The organism is Chlamydiales bacterium, from assembly GCA_041395025.1.
GTDB lineage: Bacteria > Chlamydiota > Chlamydiia > Chlamydiales > JAAKFR01 > JAJACP01.
Window position 1 is genome coordinate 343,001 of sequence record JAWLBH010000001.1, and the last position, 20,006, is coordinate 363,006.

Genomic DNA, 20,006 nt, shown 5'->3' on the forward strand with positions numbered 1-20,006 from the left:
AATGTGACCTTGGCATTTTCTTCTCAAAAGAGAAGTCCCAAATGTATTGCTGTGCATAAAATGTGCTTTTTTGTGCATTTTTGCCGTTTGAGGCAGTTATAGCTACAAAATAGCTCAGCGCATCACTTGGATATAAGTACTGTTGAGAGAATTATTTAGGTTGGAAAATGAAGGACGGAAGAGGAGGGATTCGAACCCCCGGATGGTTGCCCATCTCCTGTTTTCAAGACAGGCGCATTCGGCCACTCTGCCACTCTTCCTTTAAAAGATCTACTTCATTCTTTAAAACGCTTAGCCTATAGAAACTCTTGCTCGATCTGTTATAATTTAAAACTGTTGAAGAAACCGTAAATCATTTTCTAGGAAAAGACGAATATCGTTAATCCCAAAACGAATCATAGCTAGTCTCTCAATGCCAAATCCCCAGGCGTAACCCAAATATTTTTCAGGATCTATCCCACCTGATTTCATCACTTCAGGATGGACCATACCAGCTCCTACAACTTCTAACCACCCAGTATATTTACAAATACCACACCCTTTTCCATCACAAATAATACAGCTAATGTCCACTTCAATACCAGGTTCTACAAAAGGAAAATAGCTAGGACGGTAACGCATCTTAATCGTTTGTTGAAAAAATCTAGTAAAAAACTCTTCTATTGTAGATAGAAGATCTGCAAAAGTCACATCTTCATCAATATAGAGCCCTTCGATTTGATGAAATAAAAGATGAGAACGTGCTGAAATGTTTTCATTTCGATAACATTTGCCCGGTGCAATCATCCGAATAGGAGGTTGACAGGATTCCATCACGCGTACTTGTGTATTTGAAGTATGGGTACGAATAAGCAAATCTTCGGTCAAGTAAAAGGTATCATGCATATCTCTTGCAGGATGATTTTTTGAAAAATTTAAGGCTTCAAAATTGTAAAAATCTGAATCAATATCCGGGCCATATTGAACAGAAAATCCCATATTAATCAAGATGTCAATTGCCTCATGCAGGACCTTTAGAATCACATTTTGACGACCAATAAAACGACGTGAACCAGGAAGTGTCACATCCAATGTTTCATGACTCAGACGATGATTAATCTCTTCAAATTCAAATTGTTTAGATGTCGTAGCAATCTTTTCTTCAAGAAAACTTTTAAATTTATTGATTAAATCTCCAAAACGAGGACGAAGACTGGGGGAAACATTTCTTAAATCAGTCATTAACTTAGAAATATAACCTTTTTTCCCTAAGTATTTTAATCTTAAGGTTTCAATTGAATCTAAATCTTTACTTTGTTCTAAGTCCTTCTGAGCCTCTTTTTTAATTGCCTCAATTGTTTCCTCAAAATTCATTAGACAAGCGCTTCTTTAGCTCTATCGACAACTGCTTTAAAACTTTTAGGATCATGAATTGACATCTCTGAAAGCATTTTGCGATTTAACTCACATCGTGCCTTTTTTAAACCATTCACTAATTTACTATAAGACAAACCATTGATTTTTGCTGCAATCCCGATACGAATAATCCAAAGTTGGCGAAAATCACTTTTTTTATTTTTTCGATGACGATAATTAAATGCTAATGCACTCATTACCGCATTACTTGATTGTTTAATATGATTTTTACGATCACCCCAAAATCCTTTAGCACGCTTTAAAAGCCGCTTACGACGACGCCTTGAGGCAGGTGCACTCGTTGCTCTAACCATGATTCTAAACTCCTATCATTTTCTTATACATCTTTAACATCGTTTCTGGAACAGTTTTTGTATTTCCTAAACGACGCTTTCTTTCTGCAGATTTTTTTGTTAAATGATGACGACGACCAGGACTTTTACGGAGAAGTTTTCCTCTACCCGTTACTTTAAATCGAGAGGCAATCGACTTATTTGTTTTCATTTTTGGCATCTGATTTTTCCTTATTTTTTGACTTAGAAAGCTGAGGAGCAAGCACGCAAATCATACTGCGCCCCATCATTTTTGCAGGCGACTCCAAATGAGCAAATTGCTCTAACTCTTTTATCATTCGATCGACAATACGCTGACCAATTTGAGGATAAGCCATTTCCCTACCACGAAACCAACAAGTTAATTTAACTTTGTTTCCTTTTTCTAGAAACACCTGAGCTTTCTTTAATTTTGTTTGAAAATCGTGCTCATCAATATTTGGTTTAAGCTTAATCTCCTTAATTTTAATCTGATGCTGAGATTTTTTACTCTCTTTTTCTCGTTTTGTCTGATCATAACGAAATTTTCCATAATCGACAATTTTGCAGACAGGAGGGTCAGCATTGGGTGCAACCTCAACTAAATCAAGACCTAAATCTTGCGCCATGATAAGCGCTTCCCGAATTTGAAGAACACCCACTTGATCCCCCTGGAAGCTAATTACACGGACCCTAGGAGCACGTATTTGACGGTTAATACGAAAATTCACATTTCAACTCCCATTACAAATATCATCAACCTCCACTAAAATAGTAAAAATTAAAAGGAGATACACTGTTTTTTCAATTTCAACATATGATAACAAAAAACCATTCGTTACCACCTAAAGCGATTGTAGATCTATAGTTGATTCACTAATAGGTTGCATAGTTAAAGAGGAAAATTTTAAAAGCTTTTTGCGAGAATTGCAAGGAAGAAATTCTTTTTCTGAAAGTTCTTTCTCAATAAAAAGATAACAAACAACTAGTAGACCTCAAAAACTCATAAGAAATGGTCACAATTTGTAAAAACAACCTATAACAACTTATATTTACAAATCATAAATTCATTAAATTAGGAGATCTTCAAACCTATATTCAATATTAGAGAGATCTTCAAAATTCAATAGATCTTCAGAGAGATCTTCAAAATTTTGAAAATCGCAAATTCTCATTATAGCATTCTTGTTATCGAAATCGACTTTTTTCCTATTATCCATATTATCGTAGATTCCCATTGGATCTATATCTTGTTGGTATTCTTCCGGGTTCTCATTCTCTGCGCTTTGCCTGTTATCAATTTTTTGTAATTCTATGTTTACTAACTCATTAAATGTAAGTTTATTAAGGTTTATTTGATTACTTATTCTATCTTCTTTGTTTTTTACCGGAGATATTTGAACCTCAGGGGGATTCTGCTGACTTTTATTCATTTGACTTTTATTCATTTTTTTTAAAAAAATTGCTGTTATACTTAAAGCAACCATGGTAATTCCACCTACTGCCATCGCAATTATAGTGTAGTTTTTTGTAAAAATCTCTAGACATGGGAGTCTAAGGATACGAGTTCCAAACCAACCTTGATGAGCACCAAATATGATCAGTCCAGTCAAAAAAATGACGGTTGAGATAACAATAGATACAATTAAGGCATTCTTTAAAAATTTTTTTTTATAAAATAGATGATGTTTGTTACCTACATCTTCTATCTCAGATAATTCCTCTACCTGTGAATACGGATTGTTAAAATTATTACTACCCACTTCCGCAAAGTTAGACATACTAAAACTTCTTCAAATTATTTTATAAGAAATTTTAGAATATTTTTATAAAAAAAGCCATCTTTTAATTTATTAAATTAAAGATGTTAATTATAATTATATATTTTATTTTATAGAATATTTGTTTATAAAAATATCTTTTTACGTGGGAATTGGGATATAGCTGACTCGAACAGCTGACCTCCACGATGTCAACGTGGCGCTCTAACCAACTGAGCTAATACCCCAAAGAGAATAAATACTAACAAATTTCTCTCTATTTCAAAAGCAGAAAGGCATATCCTAATGTTTATGTCTAATCATTTAGAACTAGCCCATTCCTATTGGAGACAAACGCTTTCTTCTGGTGACAGAGTGATTGATGCAACGTGTGGAAATGGTTATGACACACTCTTTTTAGCTAAGCTTAATGTAGAGATAATCGCTTATGATATTCAAAAAAAAGCCATCGATCTAACTCGTGCAAAAGTACCCAAAGCTATTTTTCGTTTAAGATCTCACGTTTTTTTTGTAGAAGACACAGCTGCACTTATTGTATATAATCTTGGTTACCTCCCTGGTGGGGACAAACAGTTAACTACGCAATGCGATACTACTCTCGAAAGCGTAAGTCATGCTCTTAAAATTGCCACAAAAGCTATCTCTATTACTTGCTACCCCGGGCATCCTGAGGGCGCTCGAGAAGAAATCGCTCTTATGGATTTTTTTAAATCTCTAGATCCTCGAAAATGGTCTGTTTGCTACCATCAATGGTTGAATCGCCATCGGGCTCCTTCTTTAATTTGGCTTTCTAGAAAAGTCATGTTCGATGAGCCACCTACTCACTTTTAAACCAAGGAGATCTTTTATGAAGAAAAACAAGCGCATCCGCCATAATAAAAAATGTACCGCAGATAAGAATAAGTTCCTTATCATCAGCTAAATCAAATGCCTCTTGAAAAGAGAGAGCTTTTTTTGGTTTATAGAGGCGAGAATGGTCTGATTGAATATAATGATAAGCAATCGTATGGTCTCGAATCACTGCTAGACAACCTTCAATATCTTTGTCAGCTGAAAAAGCAATAAGGGCACGTATTTTTTTGTCTGGGTAGGTATCAGTAATTCTTCTAAAAACAGATTTCAAAGCAGCTGGGTTGTGTGCAACGTCTAAGATAACATTTCCTCTCTTTTCAAAGCGACAAGAGGGAACATTTGATAGATCATAAGAGTCAATTTTTAAAAAATTTAATACTTCTTTTGCAATCGCCTGGTTTTCTTCTTCATAATGAACAAATTCACCCGTCACTTCAATAGCATTAGAATAGTATCTTGCTCGCGGTCCAACGATAAGAGGCACACCTTTTTTAATAATCCCCCCTTTTTCTTTAGCAATTTCCTCAAGAGTCTTTCCTAAATATTGAGTATGTTCAAGATCAATCGATGTAATCACTGAAAGAATAGGACAAATAATATTGGTTGCATCAAGTCGCCCCCCCATGCCTACTTCTATCACTGCTATATCAACTTTTTCCTCAGCAAAATAGGCAAAGGCAAGAAGAGTAAGCAATTCAAAATAAGTAGGACGTTCTGGTAATTGACCTAAAATAAAACTTAAAAGCACTTCTCCTTTTTCTTCTGAGATTATTGATCCATCTATAGATATTCTTTCACGGTAAGTCTTAATATGTGGAGAAGTATAAAGGCCGATTTTGCCAGGAAGAGCGGAAGCAATTTTATGTGCTACAGATCCTTTGCCATTTGTTCCCGCAATATGGATTGACTGAAAAGCTTGGCTAGGAGATCCAATTGCCGCATCAAAAATGCGCATTCTTCCAAGATCAAAATTCATGGTTTTAATTTCTTTCGTCTCTTCAAGAATTTGAGATAAGATAGTGGGCATATAGCTGGTCAAAAGTGTTTTTGTCTACCCATGAACTTCCAAGAAAATGGAAAGGTTTAATCTTACCATGATAATCTGAACCGCCTGTATTAATCCATTTTTTTTCATTTCCAATCTCTATCCATGGCTTTTCTTGTGCAGGTTTAAAGCGGGCATAATAGGCTTCTATCCCATCAAACGGTAGCTCTAATAGATATTTGATGATTGATTGTTGTTTAATCAGATGAGGATGAGCAATCACTGCAAGCCCATAGGCTGCATGAATAGTTTCAATTGTCTCCATGATTGAAATAGGTTCACCTGGATCATAAGCTTCTTTTTTCTCTCCTAAATAATGATCAAATGCCTCTTTTATTGAAGAAACAAACCCTTTTTGAACCATTATTTGAGCAATATGAGGTCGTCCAATTACTTTCGATTGTGTTTTAATCTCCTCTTCTTCGATCGACATTCCAAGTTTTTTAAGCTTTTTGAGAATATTTCGATTTCTATTTACACGACGATGTCGATGTTGATCGCATAGTTGATGTAATTTTTGAGAATGCAATGCAAAGGCATATCCTAAAACATGGACAGAAACACCTTGATAGGCAGCAGAAAACTCCACACCAGGTAAAAGTAGTAAACGATGTTTTCGTGCATAATCAATTGCTGCAGGATATGCAGCAATTGTATCATGATCAGTGATTGATAATCCTAAAAGTCCCGATTGAACTGCTTGATAGATGAGCTTTTCAGGGTCGTCTGTTCCATCAGAAAAAATCGAATGACAATGTAAATCAGCTTTGAATATCATAAGGAATATAGCAAATCTCTTCTTCCAAAAGGATACCTTTCTCAGAATAGACTCTCTTTTTGATCTCCTTAATGAGTTCAAGCACATCAACAGCTGTAGCGTGATCGGCATTCAAAATAAAATTTCCATGTTTTTCAGATACTACTGCTCCTCCTATGCTCATTCCTTTTAATCCAATCTGATCAATTAGGTAACCAGCGGATCCTCCTTCAGGGTTTCGAAAAGCACAGCCTGCTGATCTTACCCTATAAGGCTGAGTCATGAGTCGGTAGTTTAAAATTTTACGTTTTTGATGTTTAGCTTCTTGAGAGGAAATTAAATCAAAAACAGTTTCTACAATTGCCCCTTTACACTTTTGAAAAGAAGAAAAGCGGTAACTAAATTGTAAATCTTTTTTTTGAAAGAAAACTAATTCCCCTACTTCTGTAACATATCCAACTTGTTTAAGTAGATCAGCTGTTTCTTGTCCATTTGCACCTGCATTCATATATACTGCCCCCCCAACAGTCCCAGGAATACCCATTGCAAATTCCAGACCGCCCCATCCTTTCTTAGCCATTTTCATTCCTAGACGAGCAAAACTATATCCACTACCAACAGATACCTTGTTCTTTTGTTGCTCTAAAAAACAGATTCGATTGAGAATAACAAGACCATTAAATCCACGGTCATCAAATAAAGAATTTGATCCCTTCCCAAGAATATGAACACCAAGACCTATTTGGTAAGCATAATTAACCATTTTGCGCATTTCTTCAATACTTGTTGCTTCAGCAAAATAACGTGCTGGTCCTCCGATACCAAGAGTAGAGAATTTACTCAAAGGTTTGTCAGTTTGGTGTGGAAAAGGAAGCGTCTTGATCATATTTCGCACTCGCTTCGTCTAGCAAAGCATTAACATAAGCAGCGGACTCTTTTGTGCTAAATTTTTGAGTTAATCGCAAGGCTTCTGAAATAATTTTTTTATGAGAAGTAGTTTTAGATTTCATAAAATAAAGAGCATAACGAATGATGTTTTTTTCCACTCGTCCTATTCTTTTAATTTGATAATCTCTCGAGATGTTTGAGATTATCTGATCAAGCTCCCCATGTGCTTCATGAATAGATTTGGCATGACTGTAAGCACTAAGTACAGTCTTACGAGTGACGAGTAATTCATGCATCATAAGAGAAACAATATCATTTTCTACACATTCTCCCATATCAAAGGAGAAGAGCAACTGAAAGACAATCTCATTAAATTTATGGATGCGAAGAGAAACCATGAAAAAATTGTAACGATTTTTATACTAAAAATCAACTAAGGAGTAGATAGGTACTCTTTATCCTCTTGGAGAACTAAGTCGAATCCATCGGCAATTTCAGAGTCGGGACATTGCAGATATACACGTCGAAGACGATCCTCCTCATCAAAATAGAGAGTAATTACAAGCCAGCTATTGTTAAAATAATATGAAAATAGAGAAGAGGATCTAAAATTTTCTTTCTTCAAGGCCAATGTAAATGTCTCTTCCGCTGCTTTACGAAGCATGTATTTATGAAGCTTTGTTGGATGATGATGGGGAGAGGAGAGAAGTTTTAAGAAATCTTCAAAACTTAGATGATTAGGCAAATGCATACCGAGATCATGTGCAATGTCCTCAGGTAAGGAAACAGGATAACGAAATCGACTAATCAAACGCATTAAGCTCTCTATTAGCTGCATAAGATAACCTTCTTTCTTAATACGCACTTAAATAAGAAAAATGGTAATTGATACTAGTCATTTTTGTAAAATCTTTGTTTCTTGCAAAAATGTCTAAAATCATTAGAAAATCTTTGTTTTTTTAAATCTCGCAAAATATAAGAAAGTTATGCTTTTGATTTTTTTGGATATTGAAACGACAGGGCTAGACCCGGATAAACACCGAATCTTAGAAATTGCTTATAGGATCGTTGAATCGACTACCAATCATTCGATCGTAAGCTATCTATCAACGATTCAACAACCACTAGAAGTATGGAAACAAGCCGACCCTAAAAGCTTGCAAATAAATGGTTTTACTTGGGAAGATTCTCTCAAAGGAAAATCAGAAAAAGTAGTAGGAAGTGAAATTTTAAACGACCTAAATCGAGTCAAACTTGGAGAGAGTGAGGGTGTCTTTATCTGCCAAAATCCTTCTTTTGATAGAGCATTCTTCATCCAGTTAATTAATACAGATCTCCAATATCACTACAAATGGCCTTATCACTGGCTTGATCTTGCTTCTATGTATTGGGCAATTCAATTAAAAAACAATCCAGAATTTCCCAATCAAATTAAAGAAATTGATTTATCTAAAAATAAAATTGCAGGATATTATGGAATCCCTGAAGAAGATTCCCCTCACCGAGCGATGAATGGTGTTGATCATCTTATCGCCTGCTATCAAGCAATTTTTAATAAAAACCTTGGATGCTGATATTGACCATGGTTCATGAAAATGTCATCTTTTCAATGATGTTTTATTCTAATGCATGAAATAGGGATAAGAATTCTTTAAGACTTAGCTCTTCAGGACGTGCTTTTGGATTAATCTTTGCCTCTTTTAATCCTTTTATGACCTTTTCTTCGTCATAAAGAAGTCTCAATGTGTTTTTGATCATTTTACGTCTTTGACTAAAAACCGTACGCACAAGTCGAAAAAAAAATTCCTGATTGACATTAGGAGGATCTTTTAAAATAAGAGTGACAACAGCTGAGTCTACTTTAGGAATAGGATAAAAAGAGCTACGTTTCACGCGAAAAGCATAACGAAGGTCACTATAGAAATTAAGAAAAACTGTTAATGAACCATAGTCTTTTGTACCTGGAGATGCAGTTAAACGACGAGCTACCTCTTCTTGGACCATGATAGTGAGGGACGTAAAACAATCTTTTCTAGGGACAAGGCGAGTTAAAATAGGTTTAGTGATATGATAAGGCAGATTTCCGATGACCTTACCTTTTCTTTTTAATCTACTTAGAGGAAATACAAGAATATCTTCGTAATAAACCGTAATAGGGAATTGTTCTAACACTGGAGCAAACAAAGAGTCAATCTCCACCCCTACTACATCCGCCTTTTGATTGACAAGTGCTTTTGTTAGAATTCCAAGACCCGATCCAATTTCCAAAACATAATCTCCCTGGACAATGAGAGCTTCTGAAAGAATTTTTTGAACGATGTTTTTATCTATTAAAAAATTTTGCGAAAGTCTTTTTTTGGGATGTGCTTTTAAAAGCTTAAAAAAAGCTTTTAATTCAAATAAATTCATTTGAGCGCAAAAGGAAAAAAATTCTCTGGAATTGTCTCTTTAATGTAGCGCTCTGTGATGCCGTACTGTTTGCGCAACTTAAGACGATACTCTTCTTCGTATTTTGCTGATAATTCCCTAATCAGTTCTCCTTTAATCTTATCCGCAACTGCATTGAATAGGACTGGATTTCCTTTTTCATACTCCTTTAGACAGAAAATACGACTGACTCCATCCTTATTTTGTGGAAAACTATAGGCTCCAATAGCAAGAGTTTGCAGAATCGATTTATGAGAGTTAGAGATCGACTTTTCTTCTACTTCATAGTCATTTGAAAGGGTGATTTGGCAAGGAGAATCTACAAGATTGGCTATTGCTTCATGAAAAGTCATTTTCTGCTTATCAAGCAGATTCCAAACTTCCTCAGCAACTTGCTTATGACCCTCTCCACGAATTGAGAGAGTTTGATAAATCCACTTGTCTTGGGGAGGATTATCTTTCAGCATCTGATCATAGCGCGCACGTATCTCTTGAGGATGCGCTTGAGCAAAAGCTCTTGAACGAACCATCATCATATTCATTCTTTGGACAGTTAACTCTCTTTTTAGCATATCTATCCCTTCATTTAAAGTGAGGCCAATTTTATCAAGATTAAAGACGACATCTGGTCCAAAAAGATTCTCTAACTCTTCTCGTACTTCTCCTTCAGAAATTTCAACTTTTTTTTCCTCAGCATCAGCAAAGATAAGATAATCATCAATCACAGCTTCCAAGACTTTTTCCCAGCTATTAACATAGAATTGATAACAAATATTCGGTGAGGCAGCTATCTCCGGAAATTGGCGATAAAAGATAAGATCCATTTTACGTACAACATCCATCACTGTAATTGGCTGACCATGAATTTTTACAAGAACACGATTATTAATAACTAGATTTTGCTCTTTATTAAATAAATTAGCGGATCCTAGATTTGGTATAGCTTCTATTGGTAGAGCAGATACAAAATAAAAAAATAACATCAATTTCTTCATAATTTCACCAATTTAGTGAGCCAATACTATCATTTATGATATTTATTGTCCTTCAATTGATTGATCAGATTATAATGGATTAAACTTCAAATGATCAGTGGATTGGAAAAAGATCTTTATTTTTTATAACAAAAAATTCTGAATTAGATTGATATCTCATCTTGCTGGATTCACCTACAATTGCTCAAAGGCTTTCCACATTTTCGAAACCATAGTTATAGGTTCTTTACAGTGATCGGGATAACAGATATAAAGCGTAGTCTGATTATTTAGAGGGGGTTTATTCCGAACAATCGGAACAAGTTCCCGAAGTGCTTCATCTACTTCACGATGCCATATTATCGCTTTGTGGGGAATAAAGCGTCCAGCTAGCATTTTTAAGATCTCTTCACGATAAGTCTCTTGCCTATTAAGGGAGATGATAAGTGTTGGGGTATGCTTATCAAAATAATGTTCCAAGGCCATTAGATGATAACATGCTCCTGGTGGGTAAAGATCAATATGGGTTTTTGCAGCTCGCAAAATATCTTCTGCGTCTTTTAAATAAGCTCCACAACCTGTAAGCTGATAAAAGCGAATGAGATTTTCAGCCTGAACAGCATTCCCAGAAGGTTCAGCACCATCATAAAACTCACAACGACGCAAGATTAAATTAGGATCACGCCCATTAGTAAGGTAAAAAGCCCCTTGTTCAGCTTTGAATTCGGATTTGAGTACTCCATTTAATTTAAGTGCAAAATCCAGCCATTTACTTCCACGATCAGCTTCAAAAAGACTAATAAGACCATGAATTAGAAATGCATAATCATCTAAACACCCATCAAAACGCGCTTCCCCTTCTCTCCAACGACGAAACAAGATTCCTTCTTTCCATAAATTCTCTTGAATAAAAAGAGCCGCTTTTTCAGCGATATCCAAGTAATCAGATTTATTTAAACTCGACCCAGCAACAGCAAAAGTGTAGATCATTAAACCATTCCAGGCAGTCAAAATCTTATCATCTTTTGAGGGAGGCTGACGTCTTTGGCGTACTTCAAAAAGTTTTCGTCGCATCTCTTTGAGCATCTCTTTTAAAACTGTAGGCTCAAGTTGATACTGGTCAGCATATTCTTTCAGACTTGCTTGCATATGAAGAATATTACGATTGTGAAAATTGCCAGTTCGAGTCACCCCATAGATATCACAAAATAATGGTGCATCAGACCCCAAAATCGACTGGATTTCATCCCATTTCCAAGTATAAAACCACCCTTCATAGCCTTCAGAATCAGCATCCTGAGCAGAATAGAACCCTCCATCTTTTCGAGTCATTTCACGAATCACATAACTTAAAACTTCTTCTACAATTTCACGATAAAAATGGTGATGTGTAAATTCCCATGCCTCTAAATACGTGCGTGCTAAAATCGCATTATCGTATAGCATTTTTTCAAAATGCGGGACTAACCATTGATCATCAACTGCATAACGAGCAATCCCTCCTCCAAGATGGTCATAGATGCCCCCACGATACATCATTTCTAGTGTACGTTCAAAATAAAAAAGGGCTCTACTGTTAGAGTCTGCTTTTGCTAAACGCAATAAGAAACAAGCCTGAATTCCCATGGGAAATTTAGGAACTCCTTTTGTTCCTCCATAAACTGGATCTGCAGTTTGAAATAAAATTTCAGCTGCTTCCTTAATCTGAGATGCTTCAGGTAAAGAATCCCCTTCTAAACACATATGGGTAGCAAAAAGATCAATAATTTGACCAGCTTGTGTAATCACATGTTCTTTTTCTTCAGGATCTTGCCAAATCTGACGAATACGCAAAACAAGCTGTTTCATGCCAAGAAATCCATTATTTCCATCTATAGGCAGGTAACTGGTAGCAAAAAAAGGCATTAAATTGGACGTCAATATAACATTAAGAGGCCATCCTGCTGTACCTGACATGATTGCTTGAGCAAACTCCATATAAAGACTGTCAACTTCAGGTTTTTCTTCACGATCAATTTTAATATTGATGAAGGTTTCATTCATTAGTTGAGCAATCTCAGGACTCTGGAAAGACTCTTTTTCCATGACATGGCACCAATGACAGGTAGCGTAACCAATCGAAAGAAAGACAGGCTTATCTTCTGCTTCTGCTATATGAAAAGCCTCTTCACTCCAAGGATACCAATCCACAGGATTATGAGCATGTTGAAGCAAATAAGGAGATTTTTCGTTAATTAGACGATTCGTATAAAGAGGGTGTGACATAAAATATAAATATATAATTATATTTTTATATTATCATAAATAAATAATTATATTAAACATTTTGAATCAAACGTATTTTTTCATTCTCATTTCCAATAAGATAAAATAATTAAAAATTAATGACCTCTTTCTAAAAAACATAAAGCAACTTATTCACAGCATAAATGCAACCCTATTCTTCATCTTCCTCATTTGATTCAATGAATTTAAAATATGACTAAAATATCGATATTCTAAAAATCTTCTTAGAAGAGTGATCAAAAGAAACCAAAATAACGTACAAGAAACCAAAAAATTAAAATGCCAACTACAGATAAACTCACCCAAATAAAATTAGGAAGCCATTTAACTTCTCCTCCTGGAGACCCTCTTACTTCTAAAGCGCTGATTCCAACCGTAAAATCATAAGCCCTTTTATCCGTTAAAATTTTTTTTACATAGGGATGCTCACCAATGAGCTTTTCCGGATCCATTTCCAAAAACAATGCATACTTACTGATAAATCCATGAGCATAAATTGGTGATATTAATTTTCCAAAATCTCCCTCTTCAATTGCCTGTAGATAACTGATTCTTATCGAGGTTGCATTTTCAATTTCTTTTAATAACAATTTTTTTTCTTCTCGACGTCCTCTAAAAATTTCCCCTAAACGAACCATTTCACTATGCATACATGTGTCCTCCACGAAAAATGCATTATTCATAAACCCACTTAATCTTGTAAACTGACTTTTAGATTTTCTTCTTCTATATAGAAGAAAATCCATGTCTTAGTTTGAAAACATTCAAAATGATAAGGAAAATGAAAATATTAAATCGTATGCAATCGATAAAATTTTTAATGTTTTGTTTATCAAAGAAATAGAATGAAAAAATTAAGTTCGTATTGTTTCTTTTTAGCCCTCATGATAAGGATAGCTTCATGATCCATGTCCTAAAGCTCGATCTAGAACTTACTGAAAAATTGCGCTTTGGACTCAAAACGCAAGGATTTGAACTTTCTGCTCCTCCTTACACGATTTTTCAAGGAAAAAAAAAAGGAATCTGTTGCACTCTTTACACATCTGGAAAATTAGTTATTCAAGGTAAGGAAATTAAAGAATTTATAGAATTCTATCTTGAGCCTGAAATTCTTGGAACTTTCTCGTTTCACTATAATGAATTAGATGAAGTCGTGCCCCATATTGGTGTTGACGAGTCGGGTAAGGGAGATTTCTTTGGTCCTCTTTGTGTTGCAGGAGTTTTTGCAAATAATAAAGGGATTTCAGACCTAAAAGAAATAGGAGTCAAAGATTCAAAATGTCTAAAAGAGCATCAGATTCTTAAAGTTGCGCAACAAATCCGTAAAAATTATCCCTTTCACCTTGTTCGAATTGATCCAAAACGATACAACGAATTATACGAAAAATTTGGAAATCTTAACCTACTCCTTGGTTGGGCGCATGCAACAGTCATTGAGAAAATGGTTGAAAAAACCCATTGTTTTTCCGTTGTAATAGATCAGTTTGCTTCAAAAGACGTAGTAGAAACTGCTGTACATAAGAAGAGGAAAAATATTCAGTTAACTCAAAAAACTCAGGCAGAAAGCGATCTTGTCGTGGCTGCTGCCTCAATTGTAGCTCGAGCTGCCTTTGTAGAAGGGTTAGGAAATCTAGAAAAACAAGTAAATCAGAAATTGCCTAAAGGAGCTAGTCATTTAACTATCGAATCTGGTAAACGACTAGTTATAGATCAAGGAAAACACATTCTATCCTCTGTTGCTAAACTACATTTCAAGACAACTAAATTGATTATGGAATAAACAATGCGATATCTCTTTGTTTTTCTTATACTCATATCAGTATGTTTATTTGGTCAAAATCAAGAGAATCACTGGACTTATAATGGTGACTATCCTCTATTTGATCTCGAGAATACTCCCTCTCCTGCCTATCCTTGCTCTCTAAGTTTTCAGTATGTGAATGCACATAACACAACATTCCGTACACCTAGTCTTTATGGTAAAAATCTAAAATACCTGCAATGGGATGCTGCTTTTGCTTACACTCATTCTCTTAGCAATTACTCTGGTCTGATCTTTGGAACAGGTTGGGTGGGCACCGAAATTAATATGGAAGATAATCCCGAATTTTCGAATCCTTTCTTTAAATATGTAAATTTCTCAATTGGTGGATTTACCAAAGCATATGATCACTGGACCTGGACATCAACATTGGCTGCCTTCTTTGATGTTGAGAAATTGTCTCTTGCAGATTACACACTCTATCAGTTTGTGTTATGGGGAAAGTATGATTTTTCTGAATCCTTAGAACTGGATTTTGGCTTCATCCTTGAACTCGGTCTTTGCAAAGAAAAAATTTGGCCTATCATTGGATTTACTTATCTTCCTGCAAAAAAATGGCAGATTCATGCTGTCTATCCAATTAATCTTTCGGTAAATTATCTATTCTCATCGAATTGGATGATTAATGGGTCGATTCGCCTGTTGCGTAATCGATATCGACTGCAGAATTGGGAGATAAATTCGCGAGGTGTTCTTGAATATTACACCTCAGGTGCTGAAGTGGATTTAATCTTTAATCCTTTTCAATGGGCTTCTTTGAAGGGATTTATTGGACACACTTTTGATGGAGCTTTAAAGATTGCCGATGCAAATGATAAAAATGGGACTTATTACAAATTTAAAGGATCTCTTTACTCTGGATTAAGCGTGGTCGTCAGTTTTTAATACTTGACCTTATATAAAAAGGGAGGGAAAAACATCCCTCCTTTAAACTTATTTTCCCTTTTTACAACTAATCTGGCAACAAGCAAGCATCTTGAAAAAAGAACAACACCATAACCCTGCTAAACCAACAAGAGTATAGATAATCCGACTCATTGATGAACTGGCTCCGTCAAAAATATTTGCAACCATATCAATCTGAAAAATTCCCCATATTCCCCAATTCAACGCCCCTACAATCACCAAAATTAATGCCACCCAATGAATAAATCTCATTTTTGCCTCCTATTTGGATATGATCTATATTAGAACTATCCTCTTTAATCATTTAATCGCAAATATTTTTTTAAACATGGCTCAATATCGGGATATTGAAAATAAAATCCATATTTTAATAAGCAATCTGGATATGCATGAATACTAGACATAAACATATCTGATCCATCACCAAAAATCATCGATAGAATCCATCGAGGAATTTTTAATAGTTTAGATTTTCCAAATAAAGAGGCTAAAATTTTTGTAAATTCTAGATTTGAAACAGCATAGGGAGAAGAAAAATTAACCGGACCAGAAATTTCTTTATGTTGAATAATAAATTGAATCGCTGCAATCAAATCATCTATAGCGATCCAACTCATCATCTGATCACCTTGACCAAATACCCCTCCTATTCCAATAGAAAAAGGTTTTTTGATTAGCTTTAATATCCCTCCATTTTCCCCTAAAACCATTCCAAAACGCATAAGTATGACACGTACCCCTTTCTTAACCAAGATATTAGGAATTTTTTCCCATTCAAGACAGACTTCGGCTAAAAAATCTCTTCCCGGCGAACTCGATTCCTTTAGAACTTCTTTTTTTCGATCACCATAAAATCCTATTGCAGAAGCATTAAAATAGAGATGAGGCAAAGAATCCAATTCAAGTAAGAGATCACATAGAAACTGTGTTGCACAAAAACGGCTTTGAGAGATACGCAGCTTTTTTTTTTGATTCCACCTCCCAACAATCCTTTCACCCGTCAAATTAATCACAATATCGGCACCAAGGAAAATCGAACGATCTACTTCCTTAGCTTCAGGATTCCAAAAAACCTCTCCCTGACGAGGATGACGGGATAATAAAACCAACTCAACCCCTTCTTTGTTAAAAGCAGCAGCTAATCTTGAACCAATAAATCCATTACTTCCTGCAATTATAATTTTCATTGGGATCCATTGTGCGAATCAATTCCCCAAAAGAGATCAAGTACAACTCGTTGACCTATCTATTGAGAATCCAATCAGTTTTTTTTATTGAAATTAATCTTAATTCAAAGCAAAATTTCTCTCTATGTCTGATATATCTAAAGAAAAAGTCGATATCCTGAGTCAACTTTGTCGGATCCAGTTATCAGAAGCAGAATCTGCAGAGATTTTTCGAGACCTTGACCAAGTGTTAGATTATGTCAACCAACTCCGAGAGGTCAGTACTGATGATTTAATTCCTTATAATCATTTTGATGCGCAAGGAATTGATTCGCTACATGAGGATAAAATAGGCCAACATCTTTCACACGAAGAATTTTTAAATAATGCCCCTGAAAAAGTAGGTGGAAGGATTCGTATTCCACCTGTCATACGATAATATTACTAATTGATGTGATGTACAAAGCAACAGCTCAAGAAATTCATAAAGACTTATGTAGAAAACGCGTTTCTGCTCAAGACATTATAAAATATTATTTACAACGTATTGATAAGTTTGATCCTCAGATAGGGGCTTTCTTATCAGTTTTTCATGAACGTGCTCTTAAAAAAGCTCAATTTATCGATCAAAAAATTGCAAGAGGAGAACCTCTTGGCAAATTAGCTGGTATTCCCATTGGAATTAAAGATAACATCCATCTCAAAGGAGAAGTCACTACATGTGCTTCCAAGTTTTTAGTTAATTACCGTGCTGTTTTTGATGCAACTGTAACACGTCTTCTTGAACAAGAAGATGCGATCATTTTAGGTAAGCTTAATCTCGATGAATTTGGAATGGGTTCTTCAACAGAACATTCTGCATTACAAGAAACCCATAATCCTTGGAATCTTTCATGCGTTCCTGGTGGTTCATCTGGTGGTTCATCGGCTGCAATTAGTGCGCGTCTTTGCCCTATTACTTTAGGAAGTGACACTGGAGGCTCTGTACGACAGCCTGCTGCTTTCTGTGGTTGTGTTGGCTTTAAACCAACCTATGGCCGAGTATCTCGTTATGGCCTTGTGGCATTTGCTTCTTCACTTGATCAGATTGGCCCTATGGCTACAAATACAAAAGACATTGGGATGGTAATGGAAGTCATTGGCCAGAAGGATTCACACGATGCAACTACCTTCCCCAGACATCCCGAAGACTATCTTGCAATGATGAATGGAGAAATTAAAGGAAAACGTATTGGAGTCCCCTGGGCTTTTTTAGAAGATCTTCATTCCGAAAGCAAAGAACTGTTTTTAGAGGCAATTGAAGTCCTAAAAAGACTTGACTGTCAAATTGTAAGTATTGATTTGAATATTTTGAAATATTCAGTTGCAACCTATTATATTATTGCTACTGCTGAAGCTTCAACGAATTTAGCCCGTTTTGATGGAATTTGCTATGGTGTTCGTTCTCCTCGTGCTCAAACTCTAGAACAGATTTATGACTATTCACGTACCGAAGGTTTTGGAAAAGAAGTTAAAAAGCGGATTTTTCTTGGGACATACGTACTGTCCTCTGGCTATAAAGATGCCTATTATAAGCAAGCGACTAAGGTACGTGTGAAAATCATTGAAACGCTAAATCATGCTTTTGAAAAATGTGACATTATTGCAACACCAGTCTCTCCAATAACTGCCTTTGAAAAAGGAACAATTAATGATCCTCTTCAACTTTATCTCCAAGATATTTATACAATTGGATTTAATTTAGCACATTTACCTGCGATTTCAGTTCCTTGTGGTTTTAATAAAGATAAAAAACCTTTTGGATTACAACTGATCGGTCCAAAACATGCAGATGTAGCAGTTTGCCGTATTGCACATGCATATGAACAAGCAACTTCTTACACAGAAGCAATCCCTCCACAATTTGATCGAGAGGCTTAGATGGATCCATCTATCTACAATGATTGGGAACCTGTTATTGGACTAGAAATCCATGTGGAGCTTAATACAAAATCCAAGCTTTTTAGTTCTGCTGCAAATCGATTTGGAGATGAACCAAATACTAATATCTCAGAAGTCTGTACTGGACAACCTGGTACACTGCCAATCCTAAATAAAGGAGCCGTTGATAAAGCTGTTCTATTCGGATGTGCCATCAAGGCTAATATCGCAAAATACAGTCGGTTTGATCGTAAATCTTATTTCTATCCTGATAGCCCTCGTAATTTTCAGATTACACAATTCGATATCCCAATTATTACTGGAGGGACTGTAGTTGCTGATGTCGATGGTCTTCCCAAATCATTTGGTATTCATCAAGCTCATCTCGAAGATGATGCTGGGATGCTTAAGCATTTCTCTCATTTTACAGGGATAGACTATAACCGAGCGGGTGTTCCTTTAATTGAAATCGTTTCCCAACCTTGCATTTTTTCTTCAAAAGAAGCGATTGCTTATGCGATGAGTATTAAAGCTATTTTACAATACCTTGATGTCTCGGATTGTAATATGGAAGAAGGTTCTCTTCGTATTGATGCGAATATTTCGGTTCGACCGAAACATTCCAAAGAATTACGTAACAAAATTGAAATAAAAAACCTTAATTCATTCACATTTATGGGGTTGGCAATAGACTCGGAATTTAAGCGACAAGTGCATGCCTATGTTACAAATTTTGATAAAGATCCCAACACAATCATCCAACCATCAACTTGTCGTTGGGATCCAGATAGAAAAGAAACAATGTTAATGCGACGTAAAGAATCAGCTGACGATTATCGATATTTTCTTGAACCCGATCTCCCTCCTCTTATTTTAGAACAAGAGTATATTGACAGCATCATGAAAAGACTGCCTGAACTCCCCTATGAGAAAGAAAAGCGCTATATTGAAGAATATCGTATCCCACGTGAATCTGCGCTTATTCTTATCAATGAAAAAGCTCTTGCTGACTACTTTGAAGAAGGAGTGAAAGTCTGTCATAATGCGAAAAGCTTATGTAATTGGATGATTGTTGAATTTATTGGTCGTTTTAAAGAATTAGGAGGAGTTCTATGGAAAAGTGGAATACCTGCAGCGCATATTGGTCAACTCGTCAATATGATTGAAACAGGTGTTGTGACAGGAAAAATTGCAAAAAAAATTGCAGATATAATGGTGCAATCTCCAAAAAAACATCCTGAAAAAATTCTTCAAGAAAATCCTGCTTTAAAACCCATGGTAGATCCAAGAAAAATCGAACAAATCATTGATGAAGTATTAACTAACAATCCACAATCTGTTAAGGATTTTCTGAGTGGAAAAGAAAGAGCATTTGGTTTTTTAGTGGGTCAGGTCATGAAAGAGACAAAGGGCCAAGCTCCTCCTCCTGTTGTGAATAGAATTTTAACTGAAAAACTTAAACAAAAAAAATAAAGT

General features: G+C 35.5%; 23 protein-coding genes and 2 tRNA genes. 7 read left to right on the forward strand and 18 right to left on the reverse strand.

The window, feature by feature from the left end; translation table 11 throughout:
• Positions 1-175: 175 nt before the first annotated feature.
• From R3E91_01545 to R3E91_01575, 7 genes are all read right to left on the reverse strand, one after another.
• A tRNA-Ser gene (locus R3E91_01545) sits at positions 176-260 on the reverse strand.
• A gap of 67 nt (positions 261-327) precedes the next feature.
• Positions 328-1,353, reverse strand: a complete 1,026-nt coding sequence (pheS, locus tag R3E91_01550) for a phenylalanine--tRNA ligase subunit alpha (protein ID MEZ5314884.1) — start codon at positions 1,351-1,353, stop codon at positions 328-330.
• Positions 1,353-1,709, reverse strand: coding sequence for a 50S ribosomal protein L20 (rplT, locus tag R3E91_01555; protein MEZ5314885.1), 357 nt, complete (start codon positions 1,707-1,709; stop codon positions 1,353-1,355). Before rplT ends, pheS begins: the two co-directional genes overlap by 1 nt.
• 4 nt (positions 1,710-1,713) lie before the next feature.
• Complete coding sequence (rpmI, locus tag R3E91_01560; GenBank protein MEZ5314886.1) at positions 1,714-1,908, reverse strand: 50S ribosomal protein L35; 195 nt, start codon at positions 1,906-1,908, stop codon at positions 1,714-1,716.
• Complete coding sequence (gene infC / locus R3E91_01565) at positions 1,886-2,437, reverse strand: translation initiation factor IF-3 (GenBank protein ID MEZ5314887.1); 552 nt, start codon at positions 2,435-2,437, stop codon at positions 1,886-1,888. Before infC ends, rpmI begins: the two co-directional genes overlap by 23 nt.
• 339 nt (positions 2,438-2,776) lie before the next feature.
• Positions 2,777-3,487, reverse strand: a complete 711-nt coding sequence (locus R3E91_01570; protein ID MEZ5314888.1) for a hypothetical protein — start codon at positions 3,485-3,487, stop codon at positions 2,777-2,779.
• A 153-nt stretch (positions 3,488-3,640) separates the two neighbouring features.
• A tRNA-Val gene (locus tag R3E91_01575) sits at positions 3,641-3,714 on the reverse strand.
• 64 nt (positions 3,715-3,778) lie between these two features.
• On the opposite strand from R3E91_01575, the gene R3E91_01580 reads away from it, so the two are divergent.
• Positions 3,779-4,318 carry a class I SAM-dependent methyltransferase gene (locus tag R3E91_01580; GenBank protein MEZ5314889.1) on the forward strand — a complete coding sequence of 180 codons (540 nt, stop codon included), beginning with the start codon at positions 3,779-3,781 and terminating at the stop codon, positions 4,316-4,318.
• On the opposite strand, the gene R3E91_01585 is transcribed toward R3E91_01580, so the two are convergent.
• Genes R3E91_01585 through R3E91_01605 form a run of 5 tightly spaced genes read right to left on the reverse strand, consistent with a single transcriptional unit; the run spans position 4,305 to position 7,867 of the window.
• Positions 4,305-5,366, reverse strand: coding sequence for a Mur ligase family protein (locus tag R3E91_01585; protein MEZ5314890.1), 1,062 nt, complete (start codon positions 5,364-5,366; stop codon positions 4,305-4,307). The genes R3E91_01580 and R3E91_01585 overlap by 14 nt on opposite strands.
• Positions 5,338-6,162: a PHP domain-containing protein gene (locus R3E91_01590; GenBank protein ID MEZ5314891.1), complete on the reverse strand. Its 825-nt coding sequence runs from the start codon at positions 6,160-6,162 to the stop codon at positions 5,338-5,340. The genes R3E91_01585 and R3E91_01590 overlap by 29 nt, the downstream gene beginning before the upstream one ends.
• Positions 6,146-7,027: a UDP-N-acetylmuramate dehydrogenase gene (gene murB / locus R3E91_01595; GenBank protein MEZ5314892.1), complete on the reverse strand. Its 882-nt coding sequence runs from the start codon at positions 7,025-7,027 to the stop codon at positions 6,146-6,148. Before murB ends, R3E91_01590 begins: the two co-directional genes overlap by 17 nt.
• Positions 6,993-7,427: a transcription antitermination factor NusB gene (locus tag R3E91_01600; protein ID MEZ5314893.1), complete on the reverse strand. Its 435-nt coding sequence runs from the start codon at positions 7,425-7,427 to the stop codon at positions 6,993-6,995. The genes murB and R3E91_01600 overlap by 35 nt, the downstream gene beginning before the upstream one ends.
• A 35-nt stretch (positions 7,428-7,462) precedes the next feature.
• Positions 7,463-7,867 (reverse strand): hypothetical protein, encoded by a 405-nt coding sequence (locus R3E91_01605; protein ID MEZ5314894.1) that lies wholly within the window; start codon positions 7,865-7,867, stop codon positions 7,463-7,465.
• Positions 7,868-8,015: 148 nt separating this feature from the next.
• Between R3E91_01605 and R3E91_01610 the strand changes: the two genes are divergently transcribed.
• A complete protein-coding gene (locus tag R3E91_01610) occupies positions 8,016-8,603 on the forward strand; it encodes a 3'-5' exonuclease (protein MEZ5314895.1) in 588 nt (195 codons plus the stop codon).
• 43 nt (positions 8,604-8,646) lie between these two features.
• On the opposite strand, the gene rsmA is transcribed toward R3E91_01610, so the two are convergent.
• The 4 genes from rsmA to R3E91_01630 all read right to left on the reverse strand — a co-directional run bounded on the left by rsmA (position 8,647) and on the right by R3E91_01630 (position 13,366).
• The gene (gene rsmA, locus R3E91_01615) at positions 8,647-9,438 is read right to left on the reverse strand and encodes a 16S rRNA (adenine(1518)-N(6)/adenine(1519)-N(6))-dimethyltransferase RsmA (GenBank protein MEZ5314896.1); all 792 of its coding nucleotides are present in this window, start codon (positions 9,436-9,438) and stop codon (positions 8,647-8,649) included.
• On the reverse strand, positions 9,435-10,439 hold the full coding sequence (locus R3E91_01620; protein MEZ5314897.1) for a hypothetical protein: 1,005 nt from the start codon (positions 10,437-10,439) through the stop codon (positions 9,435-9,437). The genes rsmA and R3E91_01620 overlap by 4 nt, the downstream gene beginning before the upstream one ends.
• Before the next feature lie 186 nt (positions 10,440-10,625).
• On the reverse strand, positions 10,626-12,695 hold the full coding sequence (locus R3E91_01625; protein MEZ5314898.1) for a thioredoxin domain-containing protein: 2,070 nt from the start codon (positions 12,693-12,695) through the stop codon (positions 10,626-10,628).
• Positions 12,696-12,952: 257 nt separating this feature from the next.
• Complete coding sequence (locus R3E91_01630) at positions 12,953-13,366, reverse strand: helix-turn-helix domain-containing protein (protein MEZ5314899.1); 414 nt, start codon at positions 13,364-13,366, stop codon at positions 12,953-12,955.
• Positions 13,367-13,617: 251 nt separating this feature from the next.
• On the opposite strand from R3E91_01630, the gene rnhC reads away from it, so the two are divergent.
• Entirely contained in the window at positions 13,618-14,496 is an 879-nt protein-coding gene (gene rnhC, locus R3E91_01635; protein ID MEZ5314900.1) for a ribonuclease HIII, read from the forward strand.
• A 3-nt stretch (positions 14,497-14,499) separates the two neighbouring features.
• Complete coding sequence (locus R3E91_01640) at positions 14,500-15,423, forward strand: hypothetical protein (GenBank protein ID MEZ5314901.1); 924 nt, start codon at positions 14,500-14,502, stop codon at positions 15,421-15,423.
• A 48-nt stretch (positions 15,424-15,471) separates the two neighbouring features.
• Here the strand turns inward: R3E91_01640 and R3E91_01645 are convergent, their stop codons facing one another.
• Together R3E91_01645 and R3E91_01650 are read right to left on the reverse strand one after the other, a co-directional pair.
• A complete protein-coding gene (locus R3E91_01645; GenBank protein MEZ5314902.1) occupies positions 15,472-15,696 on the reverse strand; it encodes a DUF378 domain-containing protein in 225 nt (74 codons plus the stop codon).
• A gap of 44 nt (positions 15,697-15,740) precedes the next feature.
• Complete coding sequence (locus tag R3E91_01650; protein ID MEZ5314903.1) at positions 15,741-16,631, reverse strand: TIGR01777 family oxidoreductase; 891 nt, start codon at positions 16,629-16,631, stop codon at positions 15,741-15,743.
• A gap of 124 nt (positions 16,632-16,755) precedes the next feature.
• Between R3E91_01650 and gatC the strand changes: the two genes are divergently transcribed.
• Genes gatC through gatB form a run of 3 tightly spaced genes read left to right on the forward strand, consistent with a single transcriptional unit; the run spans position 16,756 to position 20,003 of the window.
• The gene (gene gatC / locus R3E91_01655) at positions 16,756-17,049 is read left to right on the forward strand and encodes an Asp-tRNA(Asn)/Glu-tRNA(Gln) amidotransferase subunit GatC (protein ID MEZ5314904.1); all 294 of its coding nucleotides are present in this window, start codon (positions 16,756-16,758) and stop codon (positions 17,047-17,049) included.
• A gap of 17 nt (positions 17,050-17,066) precedes the next feature.
• Entirely contained in the window at positions 17,067-18,530 is a 1,464-nt protein-coding gene (gatA, locus tag R3E91_01660; protein MEZ5314905.1) for an Asp-tRNA(Asn)/Glu-tRNA(Gln) amidotransferase subunit GatA, read from the forward strand.
• Positions 18,531-20,003, forward strand: coding sequence for an Asp-tRNA(Asn)/Glu-tRNA(Gln) amidotransferase subunit GatB (gene gatB, locus R3E91_01665; protein MEZ5314906.1), 1,473 nt, complete (start codon positions 18,531-18,533; stop codon positions 20,001-20,003).
• The last annotated feature ends 3 nt before the right edge of the window (positions 20,004-20,006 follow it).

Bases quoted from the DNA above. Each gene is read 5' to 3' on its own strand.
- R3E91_01625 (MEZ5314898.1), bottom strand. From the start codon at position 12,695: ATGTCACACCCTCTTTATACGAATCGTCTAATTAACGAAAAATCTCCT.
- gatA (MEZ5314905.1), top strand. From the start codon at position 17,067: ATGTACAAAGCAACAGCTCAAGAAATTCATAAAGACTTATGTAGAAAA.
- gatC (MEZ5314904.1), top strand. From the start codon at position 16,756: ATGTCTGATATATCTAAAGAAAAAGTCGATATCCTGAGTCAACTTTGT.
- R3E91_01590 (MEZ5314891.1), bottom strand. From the start codon at position 6,162: ATGATATTCAAAGCTGATTTACATTGTCATTCGATTTTTTCTGATGGA.
- R3E91_01620 (MEZ5314897.1), bottom strand. From the start codon at position 10,439: ATGTTATTTTTTTATTTTGTATCTGCTCTACCAATAGAAGCTATACCA.
- gatB (MEZ5314906.1), top strand. From the start codon at position 18,531: ATGGATCCATCTATCTACAATGATTGGGAACCTGTTATTGGACTAGAA.
- R3E91_01605 (MEZ5314894.1), bottom strand. From the start codon at position 7,867: ATGCAGCTAATAGAGAGCTTAATGCGTTTGATTAGTCGATTTCGTTAT.
- R3E91_01600 (MEZ5314893.1), bottom strand. From the start codon at position 7,427: ATGGTTTCTCTTCGCATCCATAAATTTAATGAGATTGTCTTTCAGTTG.
- R3E91_01585 (MEZ5314890.1), bottom strand. From the start codon at position 5,366: ATGCCCACTATCTTATCTCAAATTCTTGAAGAGACGAAAGAAATTAAA.
- rnhC (MEZ5314900.1), top strand. From the start codon at position 13,618: ATGATCCATGTCCTAAAGCTCGATCTAGAACTTACTGAAAAATTGCGC.
- R3E91_01630 (MEZ5314899.1), bottom strand. From the start codon at position 13,366: ATGCATAGTGAAATGGTTCGTTTAGGGGAAATTTTTAGAGGACGTCGA.
- rplT (MEZ5314885.1), bottom strand. From the start codon at position 1,709: ATGGTTAGAGCAACGAGTGCACCTGCCTCAAGGCGTCGTCGTAAGCGG.
- R3E91_01645 (MEZ5314902.1), bottom strand. From the start codon at position 15,696: ATGAGATTTATTCATTGGGTGGCATTAATTTTGGTGATTGTAGGGGCG.
- R3E91_01610 (MEZ5314895.1), top strand. From the start codon at position 8,016: ATGCTTTTGATTTTTTTGGATATTGAAACGACAGGGCTAGACCCGGAT.
- R3E91_01580 (MEZ5314889.1), top strand. From the start codon at position 3,779: ATGTCTAATCATTTAGAACTAGCCCATTCCTATTGGAGACAAACGCTT.
- R3E91_01650 (MEZ5314903.1), bottom strand. From the start codon at position 16,631: ATGAAAATTATAATTGCAGGAAGTAATGGATTTATTGGTTCAAGATTA.
- murB (MEZ5314892.1), bottom strand. From the start codon at position 7,027: ATGATCAAGACGCTTCCTTTTCCACACCAAACTGACAAACCTTTGAGT.
- rpmI (MEZ5314886.1), bottom strand. From the start codon at position 1,908: ATGCCAAAAATGAAAACAAATAAGTCGATTGCCTCTCGATTTAAAGTA.
- R3E91_01640 (MEZ5314901.1), top strand. From the start codon at position 14,500: ATGCGATATCTCTTTGTTTTTCTTATACTCATATCAGTATGTTTATTT.
- pheS (MEZ5314884.1), bottom strand. From the start codon at position 1,353: ATGAATTTTGAGGAAACAATTGAGGCAATTAAAAAAGAGGCTCAGAAG.
- rsmA (MEZ5314896.1), bottom strand. From the start codon at position 9,438: ATGAATTTATTTGAATTAAAAGCTTTTTTTAAGCTTTTAAAAGCACAT.
- R3E91_01570 (MEZ5314888.1), bottom strand. From the start codon at position 3,487: ATGTCTAACTTTGCGGAAGTGGGTAGTAATAATTTTAACAATCCGTAT.